The organism is Fodinibius salicampi (assembly GCF_039545095.1).
Lineage (GTDB): Bacteria > Bacteroidota > Rhodothermia > Balneolales > Balneolaceae > Fodinibius > Fodinibius salicampi.
Map to the genome: position 1 here is coordinate 1,296,003 of NZ_BAABRS010000001.1, position 24,333 is coordinate 1,320,335.

The following is a 24,333-nucleotide window of genomic DNA, read 5'->3' on the forward strand; positions in this document are numbered from 1 at the left end:
TAATTGACAAAAAGTAAAAGCCCTGCACCTTTCACAATGCAGGACTTATCTCATTTCATCAAAGAGAAATACATTCTCATAAGTAAGTACGTTTTAAGGGCTAATCCTTACAAATTTTTTTAAAAAATATATCGATTGCCTTATATTTCCATAAATCGTTCATAACTGTATCGTCATGATTACGAAAGACCTTACTAATAAACAGTCGAAATTCTTCCGGCACCTGCTGGAATACGCTCGTGATCACGGCAACCTTCCTTCCTATCAGACAATTATGGAGCATACCTGGATCACGTCTAAGAATGGAGTTCACCAGTATTTTAAAGCGCTCTGTGATAAAAACTACCTTCAGTCAACCGGCTGGGGTGGTTATGAGCTGCACCCCTCAAAACAGTTCCTGGTTGACAGCCCGGAAAATCCTATTCCCATTCGGGGGATTATTACCGCCGGAGCCATGCAGGAGGCCGTGGATACGGATTTGGGAAGCCTGTCCATTCGGAACCTGTTCCCCCAGGCACAATCGCCGTACTGCGTCCGTGTGTCTGGGACCAGCATGGAGGAGGCCGGAATCCATGACGGGGATCTGGTAATTCTGGATGACAGCCCCATTACGGACGGGGATATTGGTGCTATTCTGTATGATGGGCAGACCACGCTCAAAGAGATCCGTAAAAGCGACCGGCAGGTCGTGCTATACCCCAAAAGCTCCAATCACAGACCGATCATTATAGAACCCGATGAATTTGAGGAGATTCGGGTACTGGGCAAGTATATCGCACATTTTCATGATGGGAAGGTCCGGTATGTCAATTAAACAGTAGTTCGTCATCAAATTCGTATAGCAGAATCCATGTGATTTTGCCGCTGTCATACACCATTTCAAAGAACCGGTCTTCGGTGGTCCGTACTACAAAGTGTACATGAAGGGTATCGCCCTTCCGGGCGGCATAGGATTTGCGGATCTGGGCAATCTCAAAAATTTTCTTGTTCGCACGTTTGAAGCTTAGCGGTTCAATGCGCTTATGGGTCCAGTCCCGGCCCATGGACTCATCATCATCCTTAAATCCCCGGTATATGGCATTGACATTGATCTTTTCCTGTATAAGCGTTTGCATGGCCCTGATTATTCGGTATTGCAAAAGTACATAAATCGTTCATATAATATAGGAGAGCTTTCATGTTAAATGCAATGCCATGAGCAAAGAAATTTCGATCGATACCGGCACGTATGATGTCAACGAGAATGTGCACAAGATTACTGATTACCGGTGCGTGAGTGCCGACATGCAGCACACCTCGATCAAGGAGAGGCTGTACCTGCATCTGGATATGAACTGCTTCTACGCCCAGGTGGAGCAGCTTAGCTATGATCTGTATGGGATGCCAATATATATCGGAGGCTGGTATAAAGGCGACAAAGGCATCCCCCGGGGTATTGTGGCTACCAGCTCTTACGAAGCCCGTGCCTTTGGGGTCAAGACCGGCATGAGCGCCTATGAGGCGGAACAGCTTTGCCCCTACCTGATTGGACTGCAGGCCCACTATGAAAAATACAAGGGCGTGAGCCGGGAGATTGAAGCGGTGCTTAATGACTTTGCCATGGACGTGGAAAAGTACAGCATGGATGAGTATTTTCTTGATCTGAATTTCATGAAGGATAAGGACCGGACGGAAATCAAGGAGTACGGGGAGCAGCTCCAGGAGGTACTTTACCGGGAAACCGGACTGGTCTGCTCAGTAGGCATCAGCTATTCAAAAACCTATTCCAAGCTGGCCAGTGAATTGCATAAACCCAAAGGATTAACATTGGTCCTGAACAGTCAGGATGCACAAGATACGCTATGGCCGCTGGAACTGGATGAAGTCTGGGGCATTGGCCGCAAGCGGTATCACAAGCTGAAAGGGCAGAATATCCATACCATTGGGGAGGCCATTAACAGAGGGTATCCACCCTTTCAGGATCTGTTTGGTCCATATTTTGGTAAAATTATGTGGGAGATGGTAGCCGGAAAGGACCGGGCAAAGGTACTGACCGACCAGCAACTGATCCCCAAGCAGCTCAACTACATGCATACCTTTTCCAACTGGTCAGATGATTTTACCCATATCAAGGGCGAGATTATGAAGGGCGTCGGCCAGCTATGCTACCGGATGCGGGGCTATAACCTACGGGCCCGGCAATACTTTTGCTACCTGCGGATTCAGGATAGCAGTAATAAGGGCCTTTCGTTCCGATTTAATACCGAAGGATTTACCAACCTTGATGATTATGTGTTTTATGAATGCATGAAAAAGGCTGCTCCCCGCATCAAGGGACTGTTAAAAGGAGGGCATACCCTGCGGGGCATTGGCGTTGGGACGGTCAAGCATGACCACTCCGGCCAGCAGGAACTATTTTTCCGGGAGGACAACCGGAAGCGCCGGTTTTGCCTGGTCCAGGATGCCATCAATAACCACTATGGTCAGCAGATGATCCAAAAAGCATCGGTACTGGATTCTGTCCCCGGAAAAACGCATTTTTTAGATCGGAGCTAACTAAATCAGATAACTATGTGTGGAAGATACACCTTAGACAAGGACGAGCAGGAGCTGGAAGGTTATTTTGATGCTGTAATGGAGGATTTTGAGCAGTTTGGACCGAACTACAATGTCGCACCTTCGCATACCATGCCGGTAGTGGGGCAAAACCGGGAAGGAGAGCGAACGATCCGCCCCTTCCGCTGGGGCCTACTTCCATTCTGGGCCAAAGAGGAAAAGGTCAGTTATAGCATGTTTATTGCAAAGGCGGAATCAATAGACAGCAAAAAATCTTATAAACAATCCTTCGAGCGTCACCGGTGTCTGGTCCCGGCCAGTGGGTTTTATGAGTGGACCGGACCGAAGGGGGATAGAACGCCCTATTATATTTACCCGACCCATGAGCCGTTGTTTTCTTTTGCGGGGATCTATAACGTCTGGGAATCCCCGGAGGGCAAGAAAATACCCACGTATAGTATCATAACGACCGAGCCCAACCAGAAGATGGCTAATCTGCACGACCGTATGCCGGTGATGCTGCTCAAGGAAGAATGGGATGAGTGGCTGGACCCGGACAACCATAATACCAATGCTCTGAAGGACCTGTTAAACCCATTCCCGGATGATGCGATCAACTACTACCAGATTGATAAGAAGGTGGGGAATGTCCGGAATAATTCTAAAGATTTAATAGATCCAGTTGAATAAAAGAATTGCACGTTACATTAATTGAAAAGGGTAAACGTATCGTTAATAATGTTATACTTACACATTTATCTGGGCACCTTGACTATATCAAACATTCAGATTTTTTAAATGACGCAATAAATAAAAAACTCCCCTGCTTTTAACAGGGGAGTCCTAAGACCAGTTTCAAGTATCCTGATACATGATTCTATCTAATCAATCTCAAATGGTTTCGGAAGCTTTGTATCGTCTCCCCCATCAATTAGATTAGTTCCCCATCCGGATACATCGTTTCGGATAAGTTTTGTGTTTTCAGTTCCTTGTAAAAATATACCGAAACCAGTTCCCGTATTGGATGTAATGGTATTCTGACGAATGCCATTATCTTCACTTGGATAGGCCCATACTCCAAAAATATAATTTACGTCAACTTCAGTATACGTGATCTCTATCGTATTGTGATTCACATTAGTATTATTACCTACCAGTGCTACTCCCAGATCATTATTCCGAATCGTATTTTTTTGTACGTTAACATTGTCAGAAAAAACACCAATTCCGCTTGAAACAAAAGTGTCCTTATTATAAAAATGCCCTTCTACAAGGTTGTTCTTTATTACCCCGGAAGCTTCTTGGTCAACCTGTATCCCATTTTGAGCCCATCCGGTTGATTTCGGGCCAATACCGATTACATTATTCCCATCAACATTTACATCTGTCCCTGCACCACGTAAAACGATCCCTGCACGATGTACACCTGTTACTTCATTATTTGTGATATTACCAGTCGCTCCATCTTGATATGTAATTGGTACAAACTGATGTGGATAATCAGCATCAGTATTTACAGATGAATTTGCAAGTTTTACATTTGCTCCTTTTACATATATACCATATTGCTTTGATTTTGCACCATCAAAGGTTGCATTTAATGTGACCCCATCTATCTCACCATCTTTATCAACGTAAACCCCTATATCACATGTAATATCCAATGGGCTATTAGGCGTTTCGTTAATATAATGAGCGGTAAGGCCAACTCCCGTGTCTTGGCATTCCGTAAGGCTTGCCGTTTCTCCACTAGACATGGAAGTCGATAATATATCGTTGTTTTCGGTGTTGGTCGTTGAGTCAATGCTGGTCGTTGATTCTTCACATCCAACAGCTACAAAAACTCCAAGTACTAGTATCCCAATTAGATTGGTTTTCTTAATCATAGTTACCCCGTTTTTTTATTTTTATGCCTCTTGATATTTATACATCACTACCAAGTAAATTTAAATGCCTCCAAAGGCAAAATTAAAATAAATTAATATATGCCAAGTAATTTGATGTGAGTGCATGCTTGATGCAGTGTTTGGAAAGCCCCGTAGTAATGCCGCTACACCACATAGCATTCACAGATGGAAGCTTTTATATAGGAACCTGATGCACTACTCAGATAGCAGATCAGTACAAACCCACTTCACCTACGATAAACAATACTGTGTTTACCAATCTAGTCAAAGCCGACTGGAAAATCTGTGACTTAGTTCCGGGTCTTGTCAAGCAGATAGTTCTCACCTACATCTAGGTACTTCATTTCAACAAATCCTCATTCCAAACCTTTAGCTGGCAACCGGTGTCGTTGATCAAGCTCGGATTATCATACCTGCTGGTATTCAAATTCTACCTCATAAAAAGTCCAGCACCGGTTTAGATGAGAGACTTTATTAACTAGCCAATCCTATACGCAGCTATTAAGACCGTTTGAAGAGAAAATATTTACAAATTTTTGGAAGAACTTCTTTTTATGTCCAGATTATAGGTCTACTGCTACCTGCGATTAAATTCCATCAGTTATGAAACCGAACCTATTTCTATTATGTATCGGCTGCTTGTTGGCAGCCTCCGTTGCCAGCGGGCAAAACTATTCCGACTATGACCAACAATTTGTGGACGAGCATATCTACGAAGGTATGCCCAGCTTTGATAATATTCATATACGGCAGGCTTACATCCTCTCTTATAATCACACCCATCGGATCCCGAATTGGGTCGCCTATCATATTGGCTTGGATTACACGAATACCGTCCCGCGATATGGCATCTTTGCCCAGTATCGCACGGACTGGAACATTCCCAATCCGGTCTTCGACCACGAATATGACGGGGTGTACGACGGGGGGAGCGGTTATGCCCGCGGGCACCTGGCTCCATTTAATATATCAGGAGGCGATAGGGACGCAGACGGCCTGCTAGGGGTGGGCGATACGAACGGGGACGGCCTCATTACCAAGGAAGATATGATTGGCCGGGATCGCGAGGAATATATCGAAGACGCCGATGAAATCACCAGAGTCTATCAAATCAACCAACTCTCAAATATGACGCCCCAGGACCAAAATGGTTTCAATGGCGGAGCAGGGATATGGCGTGACCTCGAGCGATATATCCAGGGGACCATTGTCGAGGAGCAAAAAAAAGAGGTGTGGGTGATGGCCGGTCCGGTTTTGGGTCCCGGCGAGATGGAAAAGGTAGGCCCAAAGGAAATAACCGTCCCTCCAATGTTCTTTAAAATCGTGGTACGCAATGGGGAAAATGACCTGCCGGTCGTGTTGGCCTTTCTCCTTCCGCATCACAAAGAACCCCATGGAGAGATCGAAGACTTTTTGGTGAGCGTAGATATCATTGAAGCGATGACCGGCCTGAATTTCTTTCGAGACCTTAACGAAGCTACCGAGGATTCGCTGGAGGCCACCGACACATGGATAAACTGGAATATTTTTTAGCTTTTCTTGGATATATTTCCTTAAAACATATACGAATAAGAAAAGGCCAGCCGATCAAGGCTGACCTTCCCACCTCATTAAATGAGAATTTTCAACGGCTATAGGCAAGTACGTTTTTAGCGGGCAATCCTTACATAAAACATCTTAATAATTGATCCATTCCGTCTTTATTAAGGAGTTCTAATGTTACCTCTCTCCTATTCGGTCGTCCTATGATTGTAATGAGGTAGAAACGCTGCTTGTGTGCAGAGCTTTATTACAGACGGTTAATTTAAAAAGCCCCGGCTAGGCAAGGCCGGGGCTTTATTTTTAGCATTTACACGGTGGAATTTTACATACCATCAGAAGTATTAGAAAATATTTTCATCCGTCAACCCCGGAATCCTCTCCCCTTTCTAAAAAATATTTCATAACTGGCGAAAAAAATCATAAAAAAAATATTAGTAATAATCGGCCTTTACGTGAATTAAACAGCTATTTTAAGGCTAATATCTCGCATATCAGTAACTATAAAGAAAATTTTTTTGTAACAAATCGCTATTTCAACACTCTTGTATAGTAGGAGCACGGGTATAAATCATTAGAGAAGTCGAACTTAAAAACGTAAGTCAAGAACGTAGACGTAGCTTCGGCTGCGTCTATTATAAACAAATAAAACCCGGCATCAGAGAGACGTTGGATCCTTTCGCAATACCATCTACAGCGACTCGCTGCGGGCCGGCCAACCACAACTAAATAATATACTTATGTCACTAGAATATTATTTAATTCCAAACAATATGACTGACAACCCGGATGACTACCGGGCGGTGAGTCGAAACAGTAAAAGCTATAATCTTGAGGACGTATTCAAAAACATGACCCGCGAGGGATCCACCGTTACTACAGCTGAAGCCATGGCGGTGTTCGAGGAGATCACCCGGGGTATCATTGGAATGTTGGAAGAAGGCCATGCAATCAATACGCCCCTGTTCAATATCTCATCAAGTATAACCGGGGTCTTCGAGGAAGAAGAGGATCGGTTTGATCCCAATCGGCACCAGGTACAGATAAACCTCAATTCCGGCGTGCGGCTTAAAGACCTTTCCAATACGATCACACCGGAACGGGTCGAGGGTTCCTCTCCCGTTCCCACCCTCAAATACCTGCAGGATAATATTTCCGGCACCCAGAATGAGCTGCTTACACCCGGCGGCGGCGCGCGTATTAGAGGGGCTCGGCTCAAGTACGATCATGAGGATTCCCAGCAGGGCATCTTTTTTATCCATACCGGGGATCAAACCGAGCACCGGGTGGATTTTGAACCACTGCGCAATATGCCCCAGGACCTCATCTTTACGCTTCCGGACCTGCCGGCCGGGGAATACGAGATGGAAGTACGATGCGTATTAAAGAGCACCTCAGATATACGTACGGGCAGCCTGCCTGATCTACTGACCGTAGAACCGTGAACTCCATAATATAAAATCGGAACCCTATTTATTATTCGAATTGGGAGCCATAATGCTCCTGATTTCGACAAACAGATTGTCATTACTATGGGAAGGTGTCTGTCATATATATAGGAAGGTGTTTCCCATTACTATGGGAAAGTATCTGCCATATATATGGGAAGGAGTCTCCCATTACTATGGGAAGATGGTTCCCATATATATGATAATCAGTTTGCATATACATTACGGATAGCGGTTCAATATTCCCTGCCGGCCCGACAATAACAGCCGGCAGGTTTTTATAAACCCTAAACTATTTACAGATGGTGATTAGTATGTCAGATAATTATAATATCAGCTATAAAACAGAGGAACGTACTGCTTTGGTACTGTCGGGCGGGGGTGCCCGGGGCGCTTTCCAGGCCGGGGTACTGCAGGTATTGCGCGAGCAGGGATTCACCTACGATGTTATCAGCGGTATCAGCGTAGGCTCGCTGAACGGGACCATGATGGCCACCAATCAGTTTCACAGAATGATGAAGATCTGGGAGCACCTGACGCCCAAACAGGTGTACCGCAAGAAGACGCTGGCCGGACTGGCCCGCCGGTACCTTCAGTATAAAATCGGGATAGGTAAGCCGCCCGTTTCCCAATACGATAACGGTCCGCTGCACGCCCTAATGCGCACCCATTTCCTAGGCAAAACCACTTCCGTTCCGTTTACTTTCGGATACGTAACCCTGGAAACAGGCCGGTACGTCCGCGCTACCATTCCCGGTGAAGAATCCCGGACGATTACCGAAGAGGATATTCGCCGCATCCTGGCCTCTACGGCCATACCGGCCGTGTTCAACCCGGTACCGATCGGCGATCACCTCTGTGTGGACGGCGGACTCCGGGACATTTCCCCCATCCGCGAGGTCCTTCCCTACCATCCGCACCGCGCTATTATCATCCCTACCCGTCCGGTAAGTGATACCAACCACCGGGTGGAGAGCCGCGATATCATCGATATCGGCTTTCGCGCCATTCATATCATGCTGGACGAAATCTTCTATGAAGATATCGCCCGCTTCCTGACGATCAACCACCTGGTGCGCCAGGCGTCCGAGGAAGGCGTGGAGCTGCTTCACCGGACCGGCCGCCCCTACCAACAGGTGCATCCGCTTATTATCGCGCCCAAAGATCCGCTGGGAGACGCCATGGATTTCAGCAACGCTCATATCCGGCGCATGATGCAGACCGGCCGCGACCGTGCCCGTGAAGTGCTGTCGATGGAGCCCTTTCCCAAACCGATGGTCTGGTTCCGGGAGACGATGTAATTATAAAAGGGTTTTGCAAATCTCTCTAAAATCGCCACTGCGTTCATTCTACATACCAAATATCAAACCTGTAATCATAAAACGGATACTACTTATGACCAACCAACAGGAAGTTCAATTTTACGTATTTAACATCCGGTTGCTTACCGACCGGTCCCGCACTCCGGGGCTCTACTTTACGCTCTTCCGAAGGCTCTTTGCCATAAATAAATCCGCTACCGGAAGCAAGCGCCAGGGCCTTTTATTCCACACCATGAAACGCACGCGTTACGCGGGCATACCGGTATTGAAGGGACATCTCTGCCGGTTTCAAAAGCCCGTAAATATCGGGTCTCAGACGGTCTCTCCCGCCGGGTTTCCCCACTATCAAGTAAACGAGTACCTGTTCATCCCGGCCATCCATCGCCTGTGCCTGATTGCCGGAGACGCTCCCCTGCCCCTCACTACGCTGCAGCGCTTGTTAGAAGAGGGCCTCAATAACGCCGTACAAAAAGAGGAGGAGGTGCACGTGACCCTCGAAAAGTCCCCTGATTTCCTGGACGACCTGCTGGATGCGCCTCAAATTTCCGATATTAAGTTCCGCATCTCCTACAGCAACCAGGATCTGAATGATGAGTACACGAACCTGGTGGACAGCCAGCTGCGCGATGCGGAGATCGAATACCTGCAGATCAGCGGCCGGGCTCGGGAGGGCAAAAGTGTAGAGCTGCAGAAGAGTACCTTTCTTATGGGAGCGATGGGACTGGTGCCCAGCAACGGCTACGCCACGGCCCGCATCGTAAACCGGGACGGATACCCGCAGTGGGTCAGAACCTCCGACTATCCCCGGCAGTTCCGGCTGCATTGTAGCGAGGAACAAGAAACAGAAGCAATCGTTCGCCATCTGCTGCAAACCTATCCCCGCGCTGATGAAGCATAGCCCCTATTCCCACCCCATGAACATCAGGCAGTTAAGGGCCCGGCACCAGTCGGGTCCCGCTGCCCTGGTGCGCTTGTATCCCAAGAGCAAGCTGAAACAGACGCTGGGCATTCCGACGGCCCTAACTGCTCTGCTATTGGCCCTTATGCGGTGGTCCGGGACGCCGGTGCGCGGGACCCTGATGGATATAATGGACCTGGCCGTCCGTATATTCCCGGATATCCTGGGCGTGCTGCTGGGCGGCTTTGCTATCTTTTTCGGCTTCCGCGACAACGCCTTTCTTAGCAAAACCACCATCCGCGGTGAAGGTCCGCTTACCCTCTATCAAAAGGTAATCTTCGCCTTTACCTTTACGCTGGCGCAGCAGTCGATAACGCTGGGGACGGCCTTCCTGTTCCGGCTATTGGCAAAGGTACATATCGAATGGCTCTCCCCGGCCTATGGCCTGATTAATATCCTTGGTTTCGGGGTGCTGTTGCTTTTGATACTGGTTTCCCTGTTTTCGATCTACCAGATGGTGATGATTATCTTCGGGCTGGCCCAGAATTACCACCTGCATTTGGTGCTGGGGAAGCAGAAGGGGAGGGAAGAAAGAAAAAGAGAGTGGCAATTATAACTGAACATATCCTGCACTGACTGTGCAGGATATTAAGCCCTCAGCTGTGACCAAAAATATATTATTTATTGTCTTGGTACACTAACTTTTACTTTACACCGCCTCATACATCACATATTTCTACAGCCTCGCGCAAGGCATCCAACTCATTATCCCAGGTAGGAATAAACTCCTGTCCAATAAATCCGGTATAGCCGGTATCCACGATGGCTTTTATGATAGCCGGATAATATAATTCCTGGGTCTCGTCGATTTCATTTCGGCCGGGGACCCCTCCAGTATGATAATGCGCTATATATTGATGATTATCCCGGATGGTACGGATCACATCCCCGTCCATAATCTGCATATGATAAATATCGTAGAGTAGCTTGAACCGGTCCGACCCCACCTGCTTGCAAAGCTCGACTCCCCATTCGGTATGGTCACACATGTAATCAGGATGATTTACTTTGCTGTTCAGCAGCTCCATGCATACGGTTACATCATATTCTTCAGCCGTACTCATGAGCCGTTTCAGACCTTTAGCACAATTTTCCAGACCGACTTCGTCATCCATGCCGTTCCGATTACCGGAAAAACAGATAATTTTATCGAACCCCGCATCGGCAACCATGGGAATAACACGTTCGTAATCCGCTATCAATTCGTCGTGCAGCTGCAAGTTATTAAATCCCTCTTCAATTCCTTTTCCAGCACCCCAGGGCATCGCACACGTCAGCCCATGCTTTTTAAGGGTAGGCCATTCGTCGGGGCCGAGCAGCTCTACCGATTGAAGTCCTATTTCTTTAGCCGCCTGACAAAATTCATCCAAGGGTATGTCACCGAAGGTCCATTTGCACACCGAATGATTGACGTTCCCGTTGAGTTCGCTTCCGAGAAGTGCCTCTAGGTTCTCCATGCTGCCCAACCATCCGGCCATTGTCCCCGATCCAACAATAGCTCCTATTTTCTTTAACGCGTTACGTCTGGATACACTCATAATATTTGTTTATATGTGAATGATAAATATGATCGTTATTTCAGTGACGACAAATACTCCACCAGGTCCACCAATTCCTGCTGACTCATTCCACTCTCGAGTCCGGCGGGCATAAGTGAACGGTCCATCTGTTCCCTTGATGCGATTTCAGAAACCTGGTATGTGGTTGCAAATCCTCCTGCTGAAAGGAGTTCAACTTCCGATTCTGTTTCACTTTGAATGATACCTGCTGCTTTCGAACCGTCATTCATAGTAAGAATGTATCCTTCATAGCCAAAACTTATGCCGGCATTGGGTTCAATTATAGCTTCATAAAGACCCTCCTTGGGCAACTTATCGCCAATTTCGGATAATCCGGGACCAAACTCCGTACCTTGCCCGTTCACCACATGACATATCTGGCATGACCGTTCAAACACCTGTTTCCCGTTATCTATATCACCGGTCATTGTTACCAGTTCAGATACCGATTGCATATTACCTTGATCATTGTCACTACCTGCAAGGTAATCTTTTGCTACCTGCCTGATTTCATCCCGCCAGGCGTTGCTCAGAACCTGGTTTGCTGGCTGATCCAATGATGGCGGAAGGATGCCATTCCTAACCATATCCGCAATTTTTTCTTCTCCTGGCCAACTTGAACCCATTGCTGTTACGGCCAGACTGCGCATTTCTATATCCCGGTCTTCATCCAACATTACCTGCTGCAGAAGATCCAGGGCTTCTTCTCTTCCGGTATGTCCCAATACCTGTATAGCACTTTCCTTCTCACTACGGCTTCCATCATTAATAACGTTCCCCACCTTTTCTTTACCGCCATATTGCACGGCAAGCTGTGCTGCACTTACTCCCAAACTGCTGTCGGGATAAGCAAGCATTAACGTAACCAATTCATCATTTTCAGTGGAAAGTTCGAACTTTTCTACCAAGTCAATAAATTCATAGGTGCCGCGGGTCGCTTCAAGGGCACCATCAAGTGCCGCCTGAACTTCGGAGGAAGATTCAAAAGATGATTTTTTCAAGTGTTTTAGGGTTAGAATATCCAATCGCTGCTGGTCTGGCAGATCGGTTCCCAAGATGCTGACTAATTCCTGTTCGATCTGAGGACTTGTATGGAAATCAAAAGCCCGGAAATATCTCAATTTTTGATCGGTATCAACCGAAGATTCTTTAATCAATTCGGCTAACATCGGCACGGCCGCATCGGCCCGAGACCGCCAAACGATATCCCGACCGGCCGGGGTGTTCCATTCCGAACCGACCTCCTCCAGCCACGCCTCAAAAAAACGATCCCACTGTCCATAAGCCCCGATACCGAGAGCCTCCAGGTACCAACGGTCATTGCCATTATGTTGCAATGCCAACTGAGCCCACAGCTCTGCTGCCTTGGGATCATCATTTCGATGCAAGGCGATCGCAACTTCCCGCCGGACTTCCGGTGCGGAGTCATCAACCAGTTTCTCGATATAAGGAATAATATTGACATCCAGCTGACGGGCCGCCCGCAGACCCGTAATACGAATATCCGGATTTGTATCTGCCAGTGCCTGTTCTATATAATCGACTCCATTCCCTTCCAGTTTGCTCAGCAGCCAGAGCGCCCGCGCCCGATATCGGTCATTTTCTGACTCCCAGAGGTCCACAAGTGCCGGTTCCGCTTTTTTCCCCAATTCATGTAACTGTAGCCAGGCCCGTGCCCGCAAATTCATGTTCGGATTTTTAAGCGCTTCCACAGCTCCTTGGGGGGTACTCAGATCAAAGTCGGGTACCTCGTAATTACTGCCTTCCGGGGCAATGCGGAAAATCCGTCCCCGCTGCTGATCACCCATTTGGTGTCCGCCCACGCCGGGATCATACCAGTCGGCTACGAAGATGGACCCATCCGGGGCAACGGTTACATCCGAAGGCCGAAACCACTGGTCGTTATTTCCCTTTAAGATGTTTTCAATAGATGCTGAGTAGCCTGCCCCATCCTTCTCAACCGGATACGAACGAATGACATTGGGGCCGGGATCGGCGTGTATCATTTCATTGTGAAAGACTTCCGGCAGCAGTTCCCCCTCATAAACAAGAATGCCGGTCGGCGATCCTGCACCGGTCTGCAGTAAATTCGGAATTGACCCGGGGTCGTTTTGATACCAGTGGCGGGTGGGAATATCATCGGCCATACCCGTACGGCGCGTGCGCCATCCCGCCCCGGTCAGTTCATCCGTGTACCCATAGTTCCCGTACTCCATGACATAATTGATGCGGACGCCCTTATTGCCGTCATCGTCGTTATCGGACTGCCAGAGGGTCCCATAAGAATCAACCGCGACCTCGTAGTTATTACGAAAATTATGGGCCAACACTTCAAATTCACTGCCATCTAGGTTACAGCGGAACACCATCCCCTGCCGGTACGGGTCGCCGCCAGTTTTTACTTCATTGCCAAATATATCTTTGACGATATTGTCATCTGCGTCTTTTATAACCTTGCCCTCATTACCGGTATTAAAGTACAGCTTACCATCCGGACCAAATACAAAAGCGTGGACCCCGTGATCGTGCTGTTCTCCTTCAATTCCGCTAAATAAAATTTCCTTCTCGTCAGCTTTATCGTCACCGTCCGTATCGGTAAAAATAAAGATATGCGGACTCCGTGAAACAATCACCCGGTTATCGAGCACCATAATACCCAGTGCCGAATTAATATCGTTCCCCTGGTAAAATACCTTACTGGTATCGGCCCGGCTATCTCCGTTGGTGTCCTCCAAAATGACAATCCGGTCTCCGTCGGGTTTTATCGGATTATCTGGGTTTAAGCTCGGCCGGTAGTTATGCCCCTCGGTCACCCACACCCGGCCCCGGCCGTCAATATCCATATTAGTGGGATTTACCAACATATCTTCAGCAGCAAACAAGGTCGTTTCCAATCCCTCCCTGGTTTCAAGCCCGGTCAGGGCGTGCTCGGCATTTCGTTTTTCGGAGTCGCTGAGCTGCTCAATATCTTGTTGATTTTCAGAACAGCCGACAAAAGTTATAAAAAAAACGCAAATTATAGGCCACAATTTCAGTGGGCTGTAGCCTGAAATAGATTTTTCTAGGTGTTTATTTTCCATTTTTTAAAAAAAATTTAGCAGTAAATAGTATAGAATACGAAGCAGATTCATCATAAATCTGCTTCGTATTAATAGGGATATAAGGGAAAGAGGTTATTGGAAATAGTTTATTTATAACTCAATAATCTAATTCCAGGCATTTCCCGGGTCACAAAAAACATATTTCCTAGTTATACCCGGGATTTTGCTCCAGGTTTTCGTTTCTATCCATCTCGTACCGGGGGATAGGCACAAAATAGGCGTTATCATTCCACTGACGCTGGTCAATTTCAACGACGTTATACTCATAAGTATAACTGCCGTCATTGTTCAGTCTCCCTATGATGTTGACGCCCTCTCCGTTTTCGTATACATCAGGGGCGATCATCCAGCGGCGTACATCGAAATAACGATGATCTTCAAACGCCAGCTCAATTCTCCGTTCATTTCGGTATCTCTCCAACAGATCCTGCCCGGTCTCTGTAATTTCGGGCATGCCTGCTCTTTGCCGTATGGTATTGAGGGCCGTACGCGCATCCCCCTCATCTCCGAGCTCTATTGAAGCTTCGGCATAGTTCAGCAAAATCTCAGCATACCGTATAAAAATCCAGGGGACTTCCTGCCGAAAAAACTGGTGATTAACATTGGGATCCAGAAATTTCCGCATGTAGTAGCCTGTATAGGTTCCGTTCCAGTCTTCAATAGGACCGTCACGAGTATCCAGACCAGGACGCAGCTCATTTTGGCCCTCTACTTCAAATGAAGCAGTTTCTACAATACCCTCCGGATCCAGATCAGTCATATCTGACGGACGCTCTCTCCACTGTGAACCGTTATAAAAAATAGAGGCGTAAAAACGCGGGTCGCGATTTTCATACGGTGATTCCCCATAAGACGGATCTCCATTTTGGTACGCCTGCCAGCTAAATTCGGTTCCATCCGACATCTCGTAGGCGTCAACCATTTGTCCCGTAGGTGTGTCTCCACCCCAGTTGTGCCAGCCATTGGGCCCGTGAAACAGTCCCATGTCTGCTTCAAACCACTGATAACTTTGGTTCTGCAAAAAATATCGCGCAAAGATAATTTCTTCGTGATCTTTCTGGAGGAACAGATCAGCATAATTTTGAGCTGTGGAATCTCCAGGAGCCGGGTTTTCCCGGTAGAGGCTATAGCCGAGATCCATAACTGCTTCAGCAGCAGCCTTGGCTCGCTCCCAGCGTTGTGACTGGTCGCCACCGGTATAGCCGGTATAATCGTTTCCACTGGGATTCTCTGCATACAGATCACTAGCTGCATAAGTGAGAATACGAGATTTCAGTGCAAGTGCCGCACCTCGGCTGGCATGAGCTTTGTCCCCTTCAATAACGGTTGGCAGCATCGATGCTGCAACATCCAAATCTTCGACCATAAAGTTGATACAATCTTCGAATGAATCGCGCTCAACCAAAAAGTCATCATCAAGATTGAAGGTTTTTTTAATAATTGGTACTCCTCCATGCAATTTAACCAGATTGTGATAGAAATACGCCCGCAGGAAGTGAACCTCTCCGGTCAAACGATCCTTGAGATCCTGGTTAATTGGAGATTCCTCAATATTTTCCAGAAATACATTTATGCTCCGGATATTACTGTAGAGGTCATCCCAGTGAAAATGATCGAAAGGAGCTACTGCTCCATCCCCGAATAAGCCTAACTCATCTGGTGTCATGTTGCTTTGTTTTATCGGGGTGTCATTCCATCCATGGGTAATGATCGTTTCATCAACCCCAGAACTCACATTCACAGCAAAGAACCCATGACCAACACCCTGGTAGATATCATTAACATACGATTCCACCAGTGCAGGATCATTCCACAAATCACCCTCTGATATCTGATCTAGTGGTTTCTTGTTAAGAATCTGATCATCACAGGATGTGACAATCACTGCAATACAAATAAGAAATAAGAACTGTTTGACTATTAAATTCTTCATAGCTATCAATATTTAAAAGGTTAACGAGATTCCGGCATTAAAAACTCTTTTTTGCGGATAGTACTGTCCGGAGCTACTGGATGCCTCCGGATCAAATACGTTAAGCTTGTCAAGAGTCAACAGGTTATATCCACTCACATAGATCCGCATATTTTGAACCCCTACTTGTTCACCCAGACTGGCCGGAAGGTTATACCCGATCTCTACAGATTTCAACCGAAGATAATCCGCACTTCTCAGAAAGTATGTATTCTGATTGCTCGTCCAATACTCATCTGTTCTGTTGTATGTGCGCGGATGTTCAGTATCCGAATTCTCCGGAGTCCAGCGTTTGTCTGCATAACTCTGCATGAAATTACCTATTTCACCCGATTCGGTAAATACATAGCGCACAGCTCCGGTTGCCCCTTGTAGCAGGGTGGAAAAGTCAAAGTTTTTATATGCCGCATCGAGTGTCAGACCAGCTGTAAACCGGGGCATTTCATTTTTGTCTATACGCACTCGATCCAAGCCATTGATTTCTCCATCACCGTTTACGTCAACAAATTTAATATCTCCAGGCCGGGCTCCGGGCCAGCTTGGATTCGCATCTATCTCCTGTTGATCATTGTAGACCCCATCTGCACGGTAGTACAAACCCGTATTCATGGGACTGCCCGTAGATCGCTGATAATCAGGTACACCTGGAGACTCATCCCAGTACTGTATTTTGTTATAGGCATATCCGGCATTTCCACCAATATCAAATGACAGATCTCCAAACTGATCGGAATAGGTTATTCTTCCGTCAAAACCGGAATTAACCACTTCGCCTATATTTTCCCGTGGCAGAGAAAACCCTGCCGTTGTAGGAATAGAAGCATTACGCCACCAGAGGATATCTGAGCGGAGGTAGTAAAAATAATCGGCTTCTATCATCAGCCTGCTATCGAGCATTTCAGCATCGAATCCGACATCAAACTGGTTGGCCACCTCCCAGGTAACGTTGGAATTGGGAATACGCTCCTGCTGCAGGCTTTTAACAAGATTAGTCTGTTCAAAAATATATCCATTACCGAACCCGTAAGTAGTCAAATACTGGAACGGTTCGATGCGGTCATTACCGGTTTGTCCCCAGCTCGCACGAACCTTAAATCCTTCCAAAAATGAAACATTTTCTTGCCAGAACGATTCTTCGGACAGGCGCCATCCTATAGAGATACCGGGAAAGAATCCGTATCGTTTCCCCTCCGGGAATATAAAGGAACCATCATAACGGCCGACAAACTCAACAAGATACTTCTCATTGTAATTGTAGTTTATACGTCCAAAGTAGTTTTGACGGGCCCCCTCAAAAGCACTACCATTATTGTCTTTCTGTTCTTCCGAACCGGCAAAAAGCTGGTCAATGGAACTAGACAAATATCGTTCGCGATAGGCACTAAAGTACTGATTTTGAAACGTCTGTCGTTCAACACCGAGCAGCAAATTGAATGCATGATCTCCAAAATCTTGCTGATAACGCCCAATCAGGTTAAGCGTTGCCTGGTAGTTGTCGGCGGCATCCTGTGTTAACTGGGGTTCGTTCAGTCCCCTTTTAGCGCGCGTTAATACTGGATCGCCATTATCATCGTAAGTCTCATAATCCCAGGTGTAAAGGTACCACGGTGTTTCCCAGAGTTTATTAAACTGGTAATTCTTATCATAGGAAACATTGCTTTCAAATTCGAGCCCCTCGACAAAAGGAACATCAAACTCGACCTTTATATTACTTTGAAGAACATCCCGCTTATCACGGTTATATCCCGTAGCTTGAGTTCCGGTAACCACAGGATTATCACCGTATTCGATATCGGGACCGGGTCGTCCGTTGGGCCAATAGGCTGGAAGCGTTGGTTTACCCCGCATCAACGCACGGAACGTAGGTCCCACTCCTCGTATGGGTGCTTCTTGTAGCTCACGCCGCCCCGATAAATTCACTGAGATACTCAAATTGTCATTGATCTCTCCATCAATGTTACTTCTAAAATTATACTGGTCATATTTAAATCCACTATTTTTAAAAAAACCATTCTCATTAGCAGCCCCCAATGACAGGTAGTAATTGATCGTCTCACTGCCGCCCGAAACAGAGGCATTCATTTTATTCTGTTTAGATAGATCCTTAAAAGCCGCATTGAACCAGTCGGTATTGGGATGTGTCCAGGGGTTGGTTCCCTCCCGGTATTTTTGAATATCTTCCTGTGAATATCGTTCCTCGCGCCCGCGATACATGTCAATCTCATTGACCATCCGGGCATAAGTAGCAGCATCGGCCATTTCCGGTATCCTGGTAGGTTGCGTAAATCCCTGATTATAGGAAACAGAAACCTCTGGAGTTCCCTCCCGTCCACGTTTAGTAGTTACCAGGATAACGCCATTCGCAGCCTGTGATCCATAAATAGCAGCAGAGGCATCTTTTAATACCGTAATGCTTTCAATATCATTAGGATTCAGTCTGGATAATCCACCGGTCCTATTTGTGACTCCATCGATAACAACCAGTGGACTGTTATCACCCAAAGTATTACTACCCCGTATTTGCAATGTTGAGCCTGATTCTCCTGGCTGACCGGTATTATTTATGGCAACAACACCCGGTAGTCGTCCGACTAGATTATTTTCCGCATTGATAACAGGGGCTTTTGCGATGTCTTCACCTTGTACAGTTGAAATTGAACCTGTACTTGTGGCCTTAGTTTGAGTTTGATACCCAACAACTATCATTTCTTCTCCTGCAATAGCTCCAGGTGTCAACTGAATATCCAGTTGTTGTCGACCATTTATAGGCACTTCCTGGCTTTGATAACCGATATACGAAACTACTAATGTATCTTGCAAGGATGGGACTTCCAGTTCAAAATTACCATCTATATCAGTTGAAGCACCAATTGACGTACCTTTTACAAGAATATTAACACCGGTTAAGACTTCTCCAGATTGCGCATCGGATACAGTACCGTTTATCATCTCCTGAACAACCTGATTCTTTTCCCTGGTTTTCTCTTCTGGTTCGTAGATTCCATATGTTTTGGGATTTAGATACTTGAACACAAGTTTCTGATCCTTCAACAACTCATCAATTGCCTTTTCAACATTATTAGATAACAACCTTGTGGTGGAAACTTTTTTATCAACTAATACGCCTGTCCGGTATAAAAAAACTACATTAAACTGTCGCTCAATCTGTTCAAGAGCCTTATTCAAGCTCATCCCTTCTTCCACCAGAAGTTGATCATTTTCCTGACTTGATTCTGTTGGCAAAAGCAGAGAACCTAATGTTTGGGCTTGCGTATGGCTACCCACCATAGATATCCCTAATACTATTACCATGACTTTTAAAAATCGATATGCAGCGTTCTTCATAATCCTATCCCATTTTTCATTAACATTTCCCTTTTAGTTTTTGTTAACATTACAGCTATCTTTTCCAAAATATATTTTATCCCTATCCTCAGATTGATAAACCGGAATCTTAGTTACCTCCGAAACCGATCGCACCAGTCCTTCGAGTGATTTAAAATATATGGCTCCATCCAGTGTTATATCCGATAAATCGTTATCAACAAGCTCTACCTCAACGGCAAACCGCAGCTCAATAAATTTAGCCAACTCTTCTATACTCGTCTCATTGAACTTCATTGTGCCTGTTGCCCAGGAAGTATAAAAAGTGGGATTTACGAACTGCCTGTCTAAAACTTCTGATTTGGTGAACGTCAGCATTTCACCTTTTTTTACTTCTTCTTTTCCCCGGCTCTCGTTATCTACTTCAACTTTTCCTTCCTGCAATACTACACTGGAATGCCCATTGCGAATGGTCACTAAAAACTCCGTTCCTATGTCACGAACAATTCCATCAGGAGTACGTACTGAAAATATTGGTTCGGACTCTTCATTCCCTCCTTCTGCATCAAAGTAGGCCTCGCCCTCTAATACCACCTCAATCGTTTGATTGTGAAGGAGCCCAAGGGTATAGGTTACAGAAGAATTACTGTTCAGGGTAATAGCGGATCCATTAGAAAACGTTATGGTCTTGTGCTCACCCGCTCCCGTTGAAATGGTATGCTCTTCCGTAATTTGCTGGACCTGAGTCGAAGGAGCATTACTTTCAGGATATATATACAATCCTACCCCCACCATTGCACCGATAATTAATACCGCCGCTATGCGGTAAATCCATAGCGAATTGGAATTTCTATTCGGCAAATAGGTAATGTTAGCATCAGCCTTTCCCATCGTTGTATCGTATAGACGCCGCCACTCTTTTTTCATGTCCGGCTGATCGGGATCCTTAAATTCAAAACCCGCTATCTCGGCCATAGCCTTTTTGGCCTTTGCCCGATTTTCCTCACGGTCTTCAATCCAGTTATTCCATCTGCTGATCTCATTCTCACTGGCCGTGCCATTGACCATCCTGCGAAAGGATTGATTCTGAATGAGCTCCTGTACGGTATAATTGTTATTTTGCACGTTCAAATAATGATTTAAAAATAATTCTTTTCACAGTTCGGTATAGGAGAGTCAAAAAAATCCCGTGCGTACTCAAATTATTTCAAAAAAATTTTCAAATAGTACTTGAGGGAAAAAAAGCGTATCTCTACAATAAAGGAAGACGCTTAAATGACGATTGGAAGTAGAAAGGATATGTTGCCCCAAAATAGTCTATAGGAGTTTTCTCCTTGCAGAGTGGGAGGGGTCGGAAGTAAATATCTACACGAACCAAAGAAAAGATAGTAATAAAGAGATTACCAGTTTCATGATCTCAGTATCCAGCAGTGAACGAAGGGTCTCCATAGCCCTGTATATATGATTGCGTACCGATTGCCGATTGATGGACAATATCTGCTCTATTTCTCCATAGCTCATTCCATTATAATAGTGCAGGTAGATCACTTCTCTTTGGCGGTCTGAGAGCTGATTCAACGCTAGCCGAAGCTTCTTTTTCTGCTGAAATTTTACTTCATCCCTGATGATCAGTTCTTCTTTGTCAAACTGAATAAAATCCGCTTCATCAACTTCCTCTAAATCAGAATCAGTCTTCCGGTGGGCCTTTATTTTCTTCAGAATTTTTCGGCGTAACGATACAAACAGGTACACCCTGGGCGACTCAATATGGGTTAGTGCATCTCTTCTCTCCCAAATATTCCGGAATAGCTCTTGGATACAATCTTTTACCAATTCCGGCCGGTCACATAACTTAATACCGTAGCCATACATCGGCTTATAATAACGGTCAAAAAGAGCTTTAAAACAGCTCTCTTCACCGCGAATAAATTGCTCCCAAACTTCCCTATTTCCTTTTGAATTGTCCATGCCTGTAAATGTTATTGGTATGCCCTAATATATAGTATAAACCACTAAGGTACAGTACCATTAACCCTAACTATTGTTGGTAGTTGGTCATAGAGTAACCTTAATGATTTGCCCCTTTTGATCCCTCCAACAATCTTTTAAACCTATAAAAAAGAATAACTAAGTCAAATACTTTTTATACATATCCATTAAATAGTGAAATATTATTTCTTTCTGTATCATATTGCATCTGTTTAGCGAAAGTAGTCGCAGCTCTTCTTCTCCATATATTATTAAAGAAGTAGATTTTCACCCATTTTATTTTTAGCTTCTCCTGTAAGAGAAGTTTATATCAAAAAATTAATATTTATTTCATTTAAGACAGGTACTGAATGGGGTCAGGGATACAAGAAGAACGATCTTAAAGATAAAATGCTGAAAATCGAAGGTACGTGGTCCCGCCTGTATTTTACTATTAGCACAGATATCAGTACCAAACAGAACAACAAATTGTATTATAGCGAGTAATTTTGCATAATACATATAATCATTTACATAAAACGGCGTATAATAACAGTATGGCCCAGGGAAAACCCGCAACAGAAACAAAAAATGTACTTATTGTTGAAGATGACAATATTCAACAAATTGTTCTAGAACGGATGGTCAATCAAATTGGCCATACCGTAATAGGTTCAAGCTCGGCGGGAAGCAAGGCGATTGAATCTGCATTACGCATTGGAGCCGTTGATATTATTTTAATGGATATTAACCTGGCCGATGATATAGATGGCATTGAAGCTGCCCGTGAAATAAGCAAACATCGGGAAGTAAAGCTTATATACATCACCGGCACAGAAGACCCGGAGAAATTTAAGCGAGCCCAGGAAACAAATTATGTCGACTATCTTTTGAAGCCCATTAAAGAAGAGGAACTCCAAGAGGCCTTTTTTAAGGCCTTTCCTTCAAAAAAAGTTGATAACTGACTTTTAAAAGGCTTTATTAATTATATTAGGATATTTTAATTAGGGTTTGCCAGATATATCATTAAACTATGTTACCCATTTTACCCCATTGAAAATCAAGTCTCAGTCTTATGAAGGTTTCAGAAGCTTTTTTAGTCAACACTAAAAACTTCGATAAAATAATCGAAGCTCTTGTAAACTATGAGGATCGAGAGTTCGTCATAGACTCATCCCTTTTAGAAATGTTAGGCTATTCGGATCCCAATGATCTCCTTGTCGTAAGACTTCTTAAGGATTTATCTATTATTGATCAGGATGGAGAAGCCGGCAAATACTTTGATGAATTTCGTGATCCGGAAACCACAAAAAAAGCTTTGACCAGAGGAGTACTTGATGCCTATGCTCCCCTTTTCGAAAAAGATCCGCAAATTTATAAAGCGGATATCGGTGATTTAAAGAAGGCCTTTAATGAAGTGTTTAATGGGAAAAAAACTGATTTAATTGTAAAATATATTTCTGGTACTTTCCAGAAAATTACGAACTATTGCGGAGCTGGAACTATTGAAGCCGTAATGGACGAACGCGAAGAAGCCTTTGAAACAGAAAACGAATCGGAAGCGGAATTAGCCGTTGCCAACCATTCCTCAAATGGCATGTATCACGCAGGCCAAAACTCATCTATAGATATGGATAAAAATACCGAACACGACAGTGACAGCGGCAGTGCCAATCCCTACACCTCCAACAATACTGATAAACCTTCAAGAAATAATGATATTGGTACTGATCGAACGAGTGATTTTGAAGATTCTTCCTCTTACGATGATAGTGAAGATCAATCGGAGGCAGATTTTGATCCGTTTGAAACGGTAGATGATGAAGGGGAAGACTTTCAAGAGAAAGAAAAAAAGAAACAAACACAAGCAGTCGATAATGATCCTGTTGAGCTTAACACATCGCTGTCGGAAATAGACGTCAAAAAAACAGATGACGGACCGATAAATACCGCAAACGATAGCGATCAGGAAAACCTTGTTCAGCAAGCTCTTATACGAAAGTCAGAATTGCTTCACAAGCTTCAGCGCTGGGATGAACTTATTCCTACGCTGAATAAAATTATCCAGCGATTTGATAATACTGAGCATTCCTATCTGGAGGATGTTGTTTCCCAGTCTATTGTGCGCCGGGCTTTTGTTCTTGTCAAATTAAACCGAAATGACGAGGCTTTGCCTGCATTGGATAATGTCATCAATCGATTTAAAAATGCAAGTGACCAGCAGTTTTATAATCATGCATCGGTGGCCATGCTTCACAAAGCAGAGCTATTAGAGCATGAGGAAAATTATTCTGATCTTCTCCCGCTGTATGATTCTATTATCCGGCGACTCAGCGATAATGAAAATGAACAGATCAAAGGTAAAGTTGATCGCATTTTTAACAAGCGATATGAGCTGGTTTTAGATCAGGGAACACAGGATGAAATTCTTCAGGCAAGTGAACAGCTTATTGATCGCTTTAAAAATAACACGGAGTATCGCAATCAGCTTCAAAAAGCGATGATCAAAAAAGCTGAGATCCTGGAAGAAACTAACCGGGATGAAGAAGCACTTGAGGCTTACGATGAATTTCTGGCTATGTTTGAGTAAATGAAATTAGGTGAGTTAAGAGCAGAAACCTGATCCATTTTATCTTATCGAATGATTCCTTTGGAATGAGAGATCTTTTATTCCAAAGGGCAGATTGCATGCTCCTATAT

The 24,333-nt window shown here is 45.0% G+C and carries 18 protein-coding genes; 10 read left to right on the forward strand and 8 right to left on the reverse strand.

Annotation, left to right across the window (positions count from 1 at the left end):
- The first annotated feature begins 175 nt into the window (after window positions 1-175).
- Complete coding sequence (locus ABEB05_RS05345; RefSeq protein WP_265788196.1) at window positions 176-814, forward strand: LexA family protein; 639 nt, start codon at window positions 176-178, stop codon at window positions 812-814.
- On the opposite strand, the gene ABEB05_RS05350 is transcribed toward ABEB05_RS05345, so the two are convergent.
- A complete protein-coding gene (locus ABEB05_RS05350) occupies window positions 807-1,115 on the reverse strand; it encodes a hypothetical protein (RefSeq protein ID WP_265788198.1) in 309 nt (102 codons plus the stop codon). The two genes, ABEB05_RS05345 and ABEB05_RS05350, sit on opposite strands and share 8 nt — an antisense overlap.
- A gap of 79 nt (window positions 1,116-1,194) precedes the next feature.
- Between ABEB05_RS05350 and ABEB05_RS05355 the strand changes: the two genes are divergently transcribed.
- The gene (locus tag ABEB05_RS05355) at window positions 1,195-2,535 is read left to right on the forward strand and encodes a Y-family DNA polymerase (protein ID WP_265788199.1); all 1,341 of its coding nucleotides are present in this window, start codon (window positions 1,195-1,197) and stop codon (window positions 2,533-2,535) included.
- Between the two features lie 15 nt (window positions 2,536-2,550).
- Window positions 2,551-3,225, forward strand: a complete 675-nt coding sequence (locus tag ABEB05_RS05360) for an SOS response-associated peptidase (RefSeq protein ID WP_265788201.1) — start codon at window positions 2,551-2,553, stop codon at window positions 3,223-3,225.
- A gap of 191 nt (window positions 3,226-3,416) precedes the next feature.
- Here ABEB05_RS05360 and ABEB05_RS05365 read toward each other — a convergent pair whose 3' ends face one another.
- Window positions 3,417-4,421: a right-handed parallel beta-helix repeat-containing protein gene (locus tag ABEB05_RS05365; protein ID WP_265788202.1), complete on the reverse strand. Its 1,005-nt coding sequence runs from the start codon at window positions 4,419-4,421 to the stop codon at window positions 3,417-3,419.
- A 624-nt stretch (window positions 4,422-5,045) separates the two neighbouring features.
- Between ABEB05_RS05365 and ABEB05_RS05370 the strand changes: the two genes are divergently transcribed.
- The 5 genes from ABEB05_RS05370 (at window position 5,046) to ABEB05_RS05390 (ending at window position 10,265) form a co-directional block, all read left to right on the forward strand.
- Complete coding sequence (locus ABEB05_RS05370) at window positions 5,046-5,975, forward strand: DNA/RNA non-specific endonuclease (protein ID WP_265788203.1); 930 nt, start codon at window positions 5,046-5,048, stop codon at window positions 5,973-5,975.
- A gap of 746 nt (window positions 5,976-6,721) precedes the next feature.
- Window positions 6,722-7,426: a DNA-binding domain-containing protein gene (locus ABEB05_RS05375; protein WP_265788204.1), complete on the forward strand. Its 705-nt coding sequence runs from the start codon at window positions 6,722-6,724 to the stop codon at window positions 7,424-7,426.
- Between the two features lie 317 nt (window positions 7,427-7,743).
- A complete protein-coding gene (locus tag ABEB05_RS05380; RefSeq protein ID WP_265788205.1) occupies window positions 7,744-8,730 on the forward strand; it encodes a patatin-like phospholipase family protein in 987 nt (328 codons plus the stop codon).
- A 13-nt stretch (window positions 8,731-8,743) separates the two neighbouring features.
- On the forward strand, window positions 8,744-9,649 hold the full coding sequence (locus ABEB05_RS05385) for a DUF4747 family protein (protein ID WP_265788207.1): 906 nt from the start codon (window positions 8,744-8,746) through the stop codon (window positions 9,647-9,649).
- A complete protein-coding gene (locus ABEB05_RS05390) occupies window positions 9,639-10,265 on the forward strand; it encodes a hypothetical protein (protein ID WP_265788209.1) in 627 nt (208 codons plus the stop codon). The genes ABEB05_RS05385 and ABEB05_RS05390 overlap by 11 nt, the downstream gene beginning before the upstream one ends.
- Before the next feature lie 103 nt (window positions 10,266-10,368).
- On the opposite strand, the gene ABEB05_RS05395 is transcribed toward ABEB05_RS05390, so the two are convergent.
- The 6 genes from ABEB05_RS05395 to ABEB05_RS05420 all read right to left on the reverse strand — a co-directional run bounded on the left by ABEB05_RS05395 (window position 10,369) and on the right by ABEB05_RS05420 (window position 21,633).
- Window positions 10,369-11,187, reverse strand: a complete 819-nt coding sequence (locus ABEB05_RS05395) for a hydroxypyruvate isomerase family protein (RefSeq protein WP_425558401.1) — start codon at window positions 11,185-11,187, stop codon at window positions 10,369-10,371.
- A 95-nt stretch (window positions 11,188-11,282) separates the two neighbouring features.
- A complete protein-coding gene (locus ABEB05_RS05400) occupies window positions 11,283-14,348 on the reverse strand; it encodes a PVC-type heme-binding CxxCH protein (protein WP_265788212.1) in 3,066 nt (1,021 codons plus the stop codon).
- 166 nt (window positions 14,349-14,514) lie between these two features.
- Window positions 14,515-16,302 carry a RagB/SusD family nutrient uptake outer membrane protein gene (locus ABEB05_RS05405; protein ID WP_265788214.1) on the reverse strand — a complete coding sequence of 596 codons (1,788 nt, stop codon included), beginning with the start codon at window positions 16,300-16,302 and terminating at the stop codon, window positions 14,515-14,517.
- Between the two features lie 12 nt (window positions 16,303-16,314).
- Window positions 16,315-19,686: a SusC/RagA family TonB-linked outer membrane protein gene (locus tag ABEB05_RS05410; protein ID WP_265788216.1), complete on the reverse strand. Its 3,372-nt coding sequence runs from the start codon at window positions 19,684-19,686 to the stop codon at window positions 16,315-16,317.
- Window positions 19,687-19,719: 33 nt separating this feature from the next.
- Window positions 19,720-20,790, reverse strand: coding sequence for a FecR family protein (locus ABEB05_RS05415; protein WP_265788218.1), 1,071 nt, complete (start codon window positions 20,788-20,790; stop codon window positions 19,720-19,722).
- A 240-nt stretch (window positions 20,791-21,030) separates the two neighbouring features.
- A complete protein-coding gene (locus tag ABEB05_RS05420; protein WP_265788220.1) occupies window positions 21,031-21,633 on the reverse strand; it encodes an RNA polymerase sigma factor in 603 nt (200 codons plus the stop codon).
- A 557-nt stretch (window positions 21,634-22,190) separates the two neighbouring features.
- Between ABEB05_RS05420 and ABEB05_RS05425 the strand changes: the two genes are divergently transcribed.
- Together ABEB05_RS05425 and ABEB05_RS05430 are read left to right on the forward strand one after the other, a co-directional pair.
- On the forward strand, window positions 22,191-22,598 hold the full coding sequence (locus tag ABEB05_RS05425) for a response regulator (RefSeq protein WP_265788222.1): 408 nt from the start codon (window positions 22,191-22,193) through the stop codon (window positions 22,596-22,598).
- 110 nt (window positions 22,599-22,708) lie between these two features.
- Complete coding sequence (locus ABEB05_RS05430) at window positions 22,709-24,223, forward strand: DUF5343 domain-containing protein (RefSeq protein WP_265788224.1); 1,515 nt, start codon at window positions 22,709-22,711, stop codon at window positions 24,221-24,223.
- Window positions 24,224-24,333 lie beyond the last annotated feature (110 nt).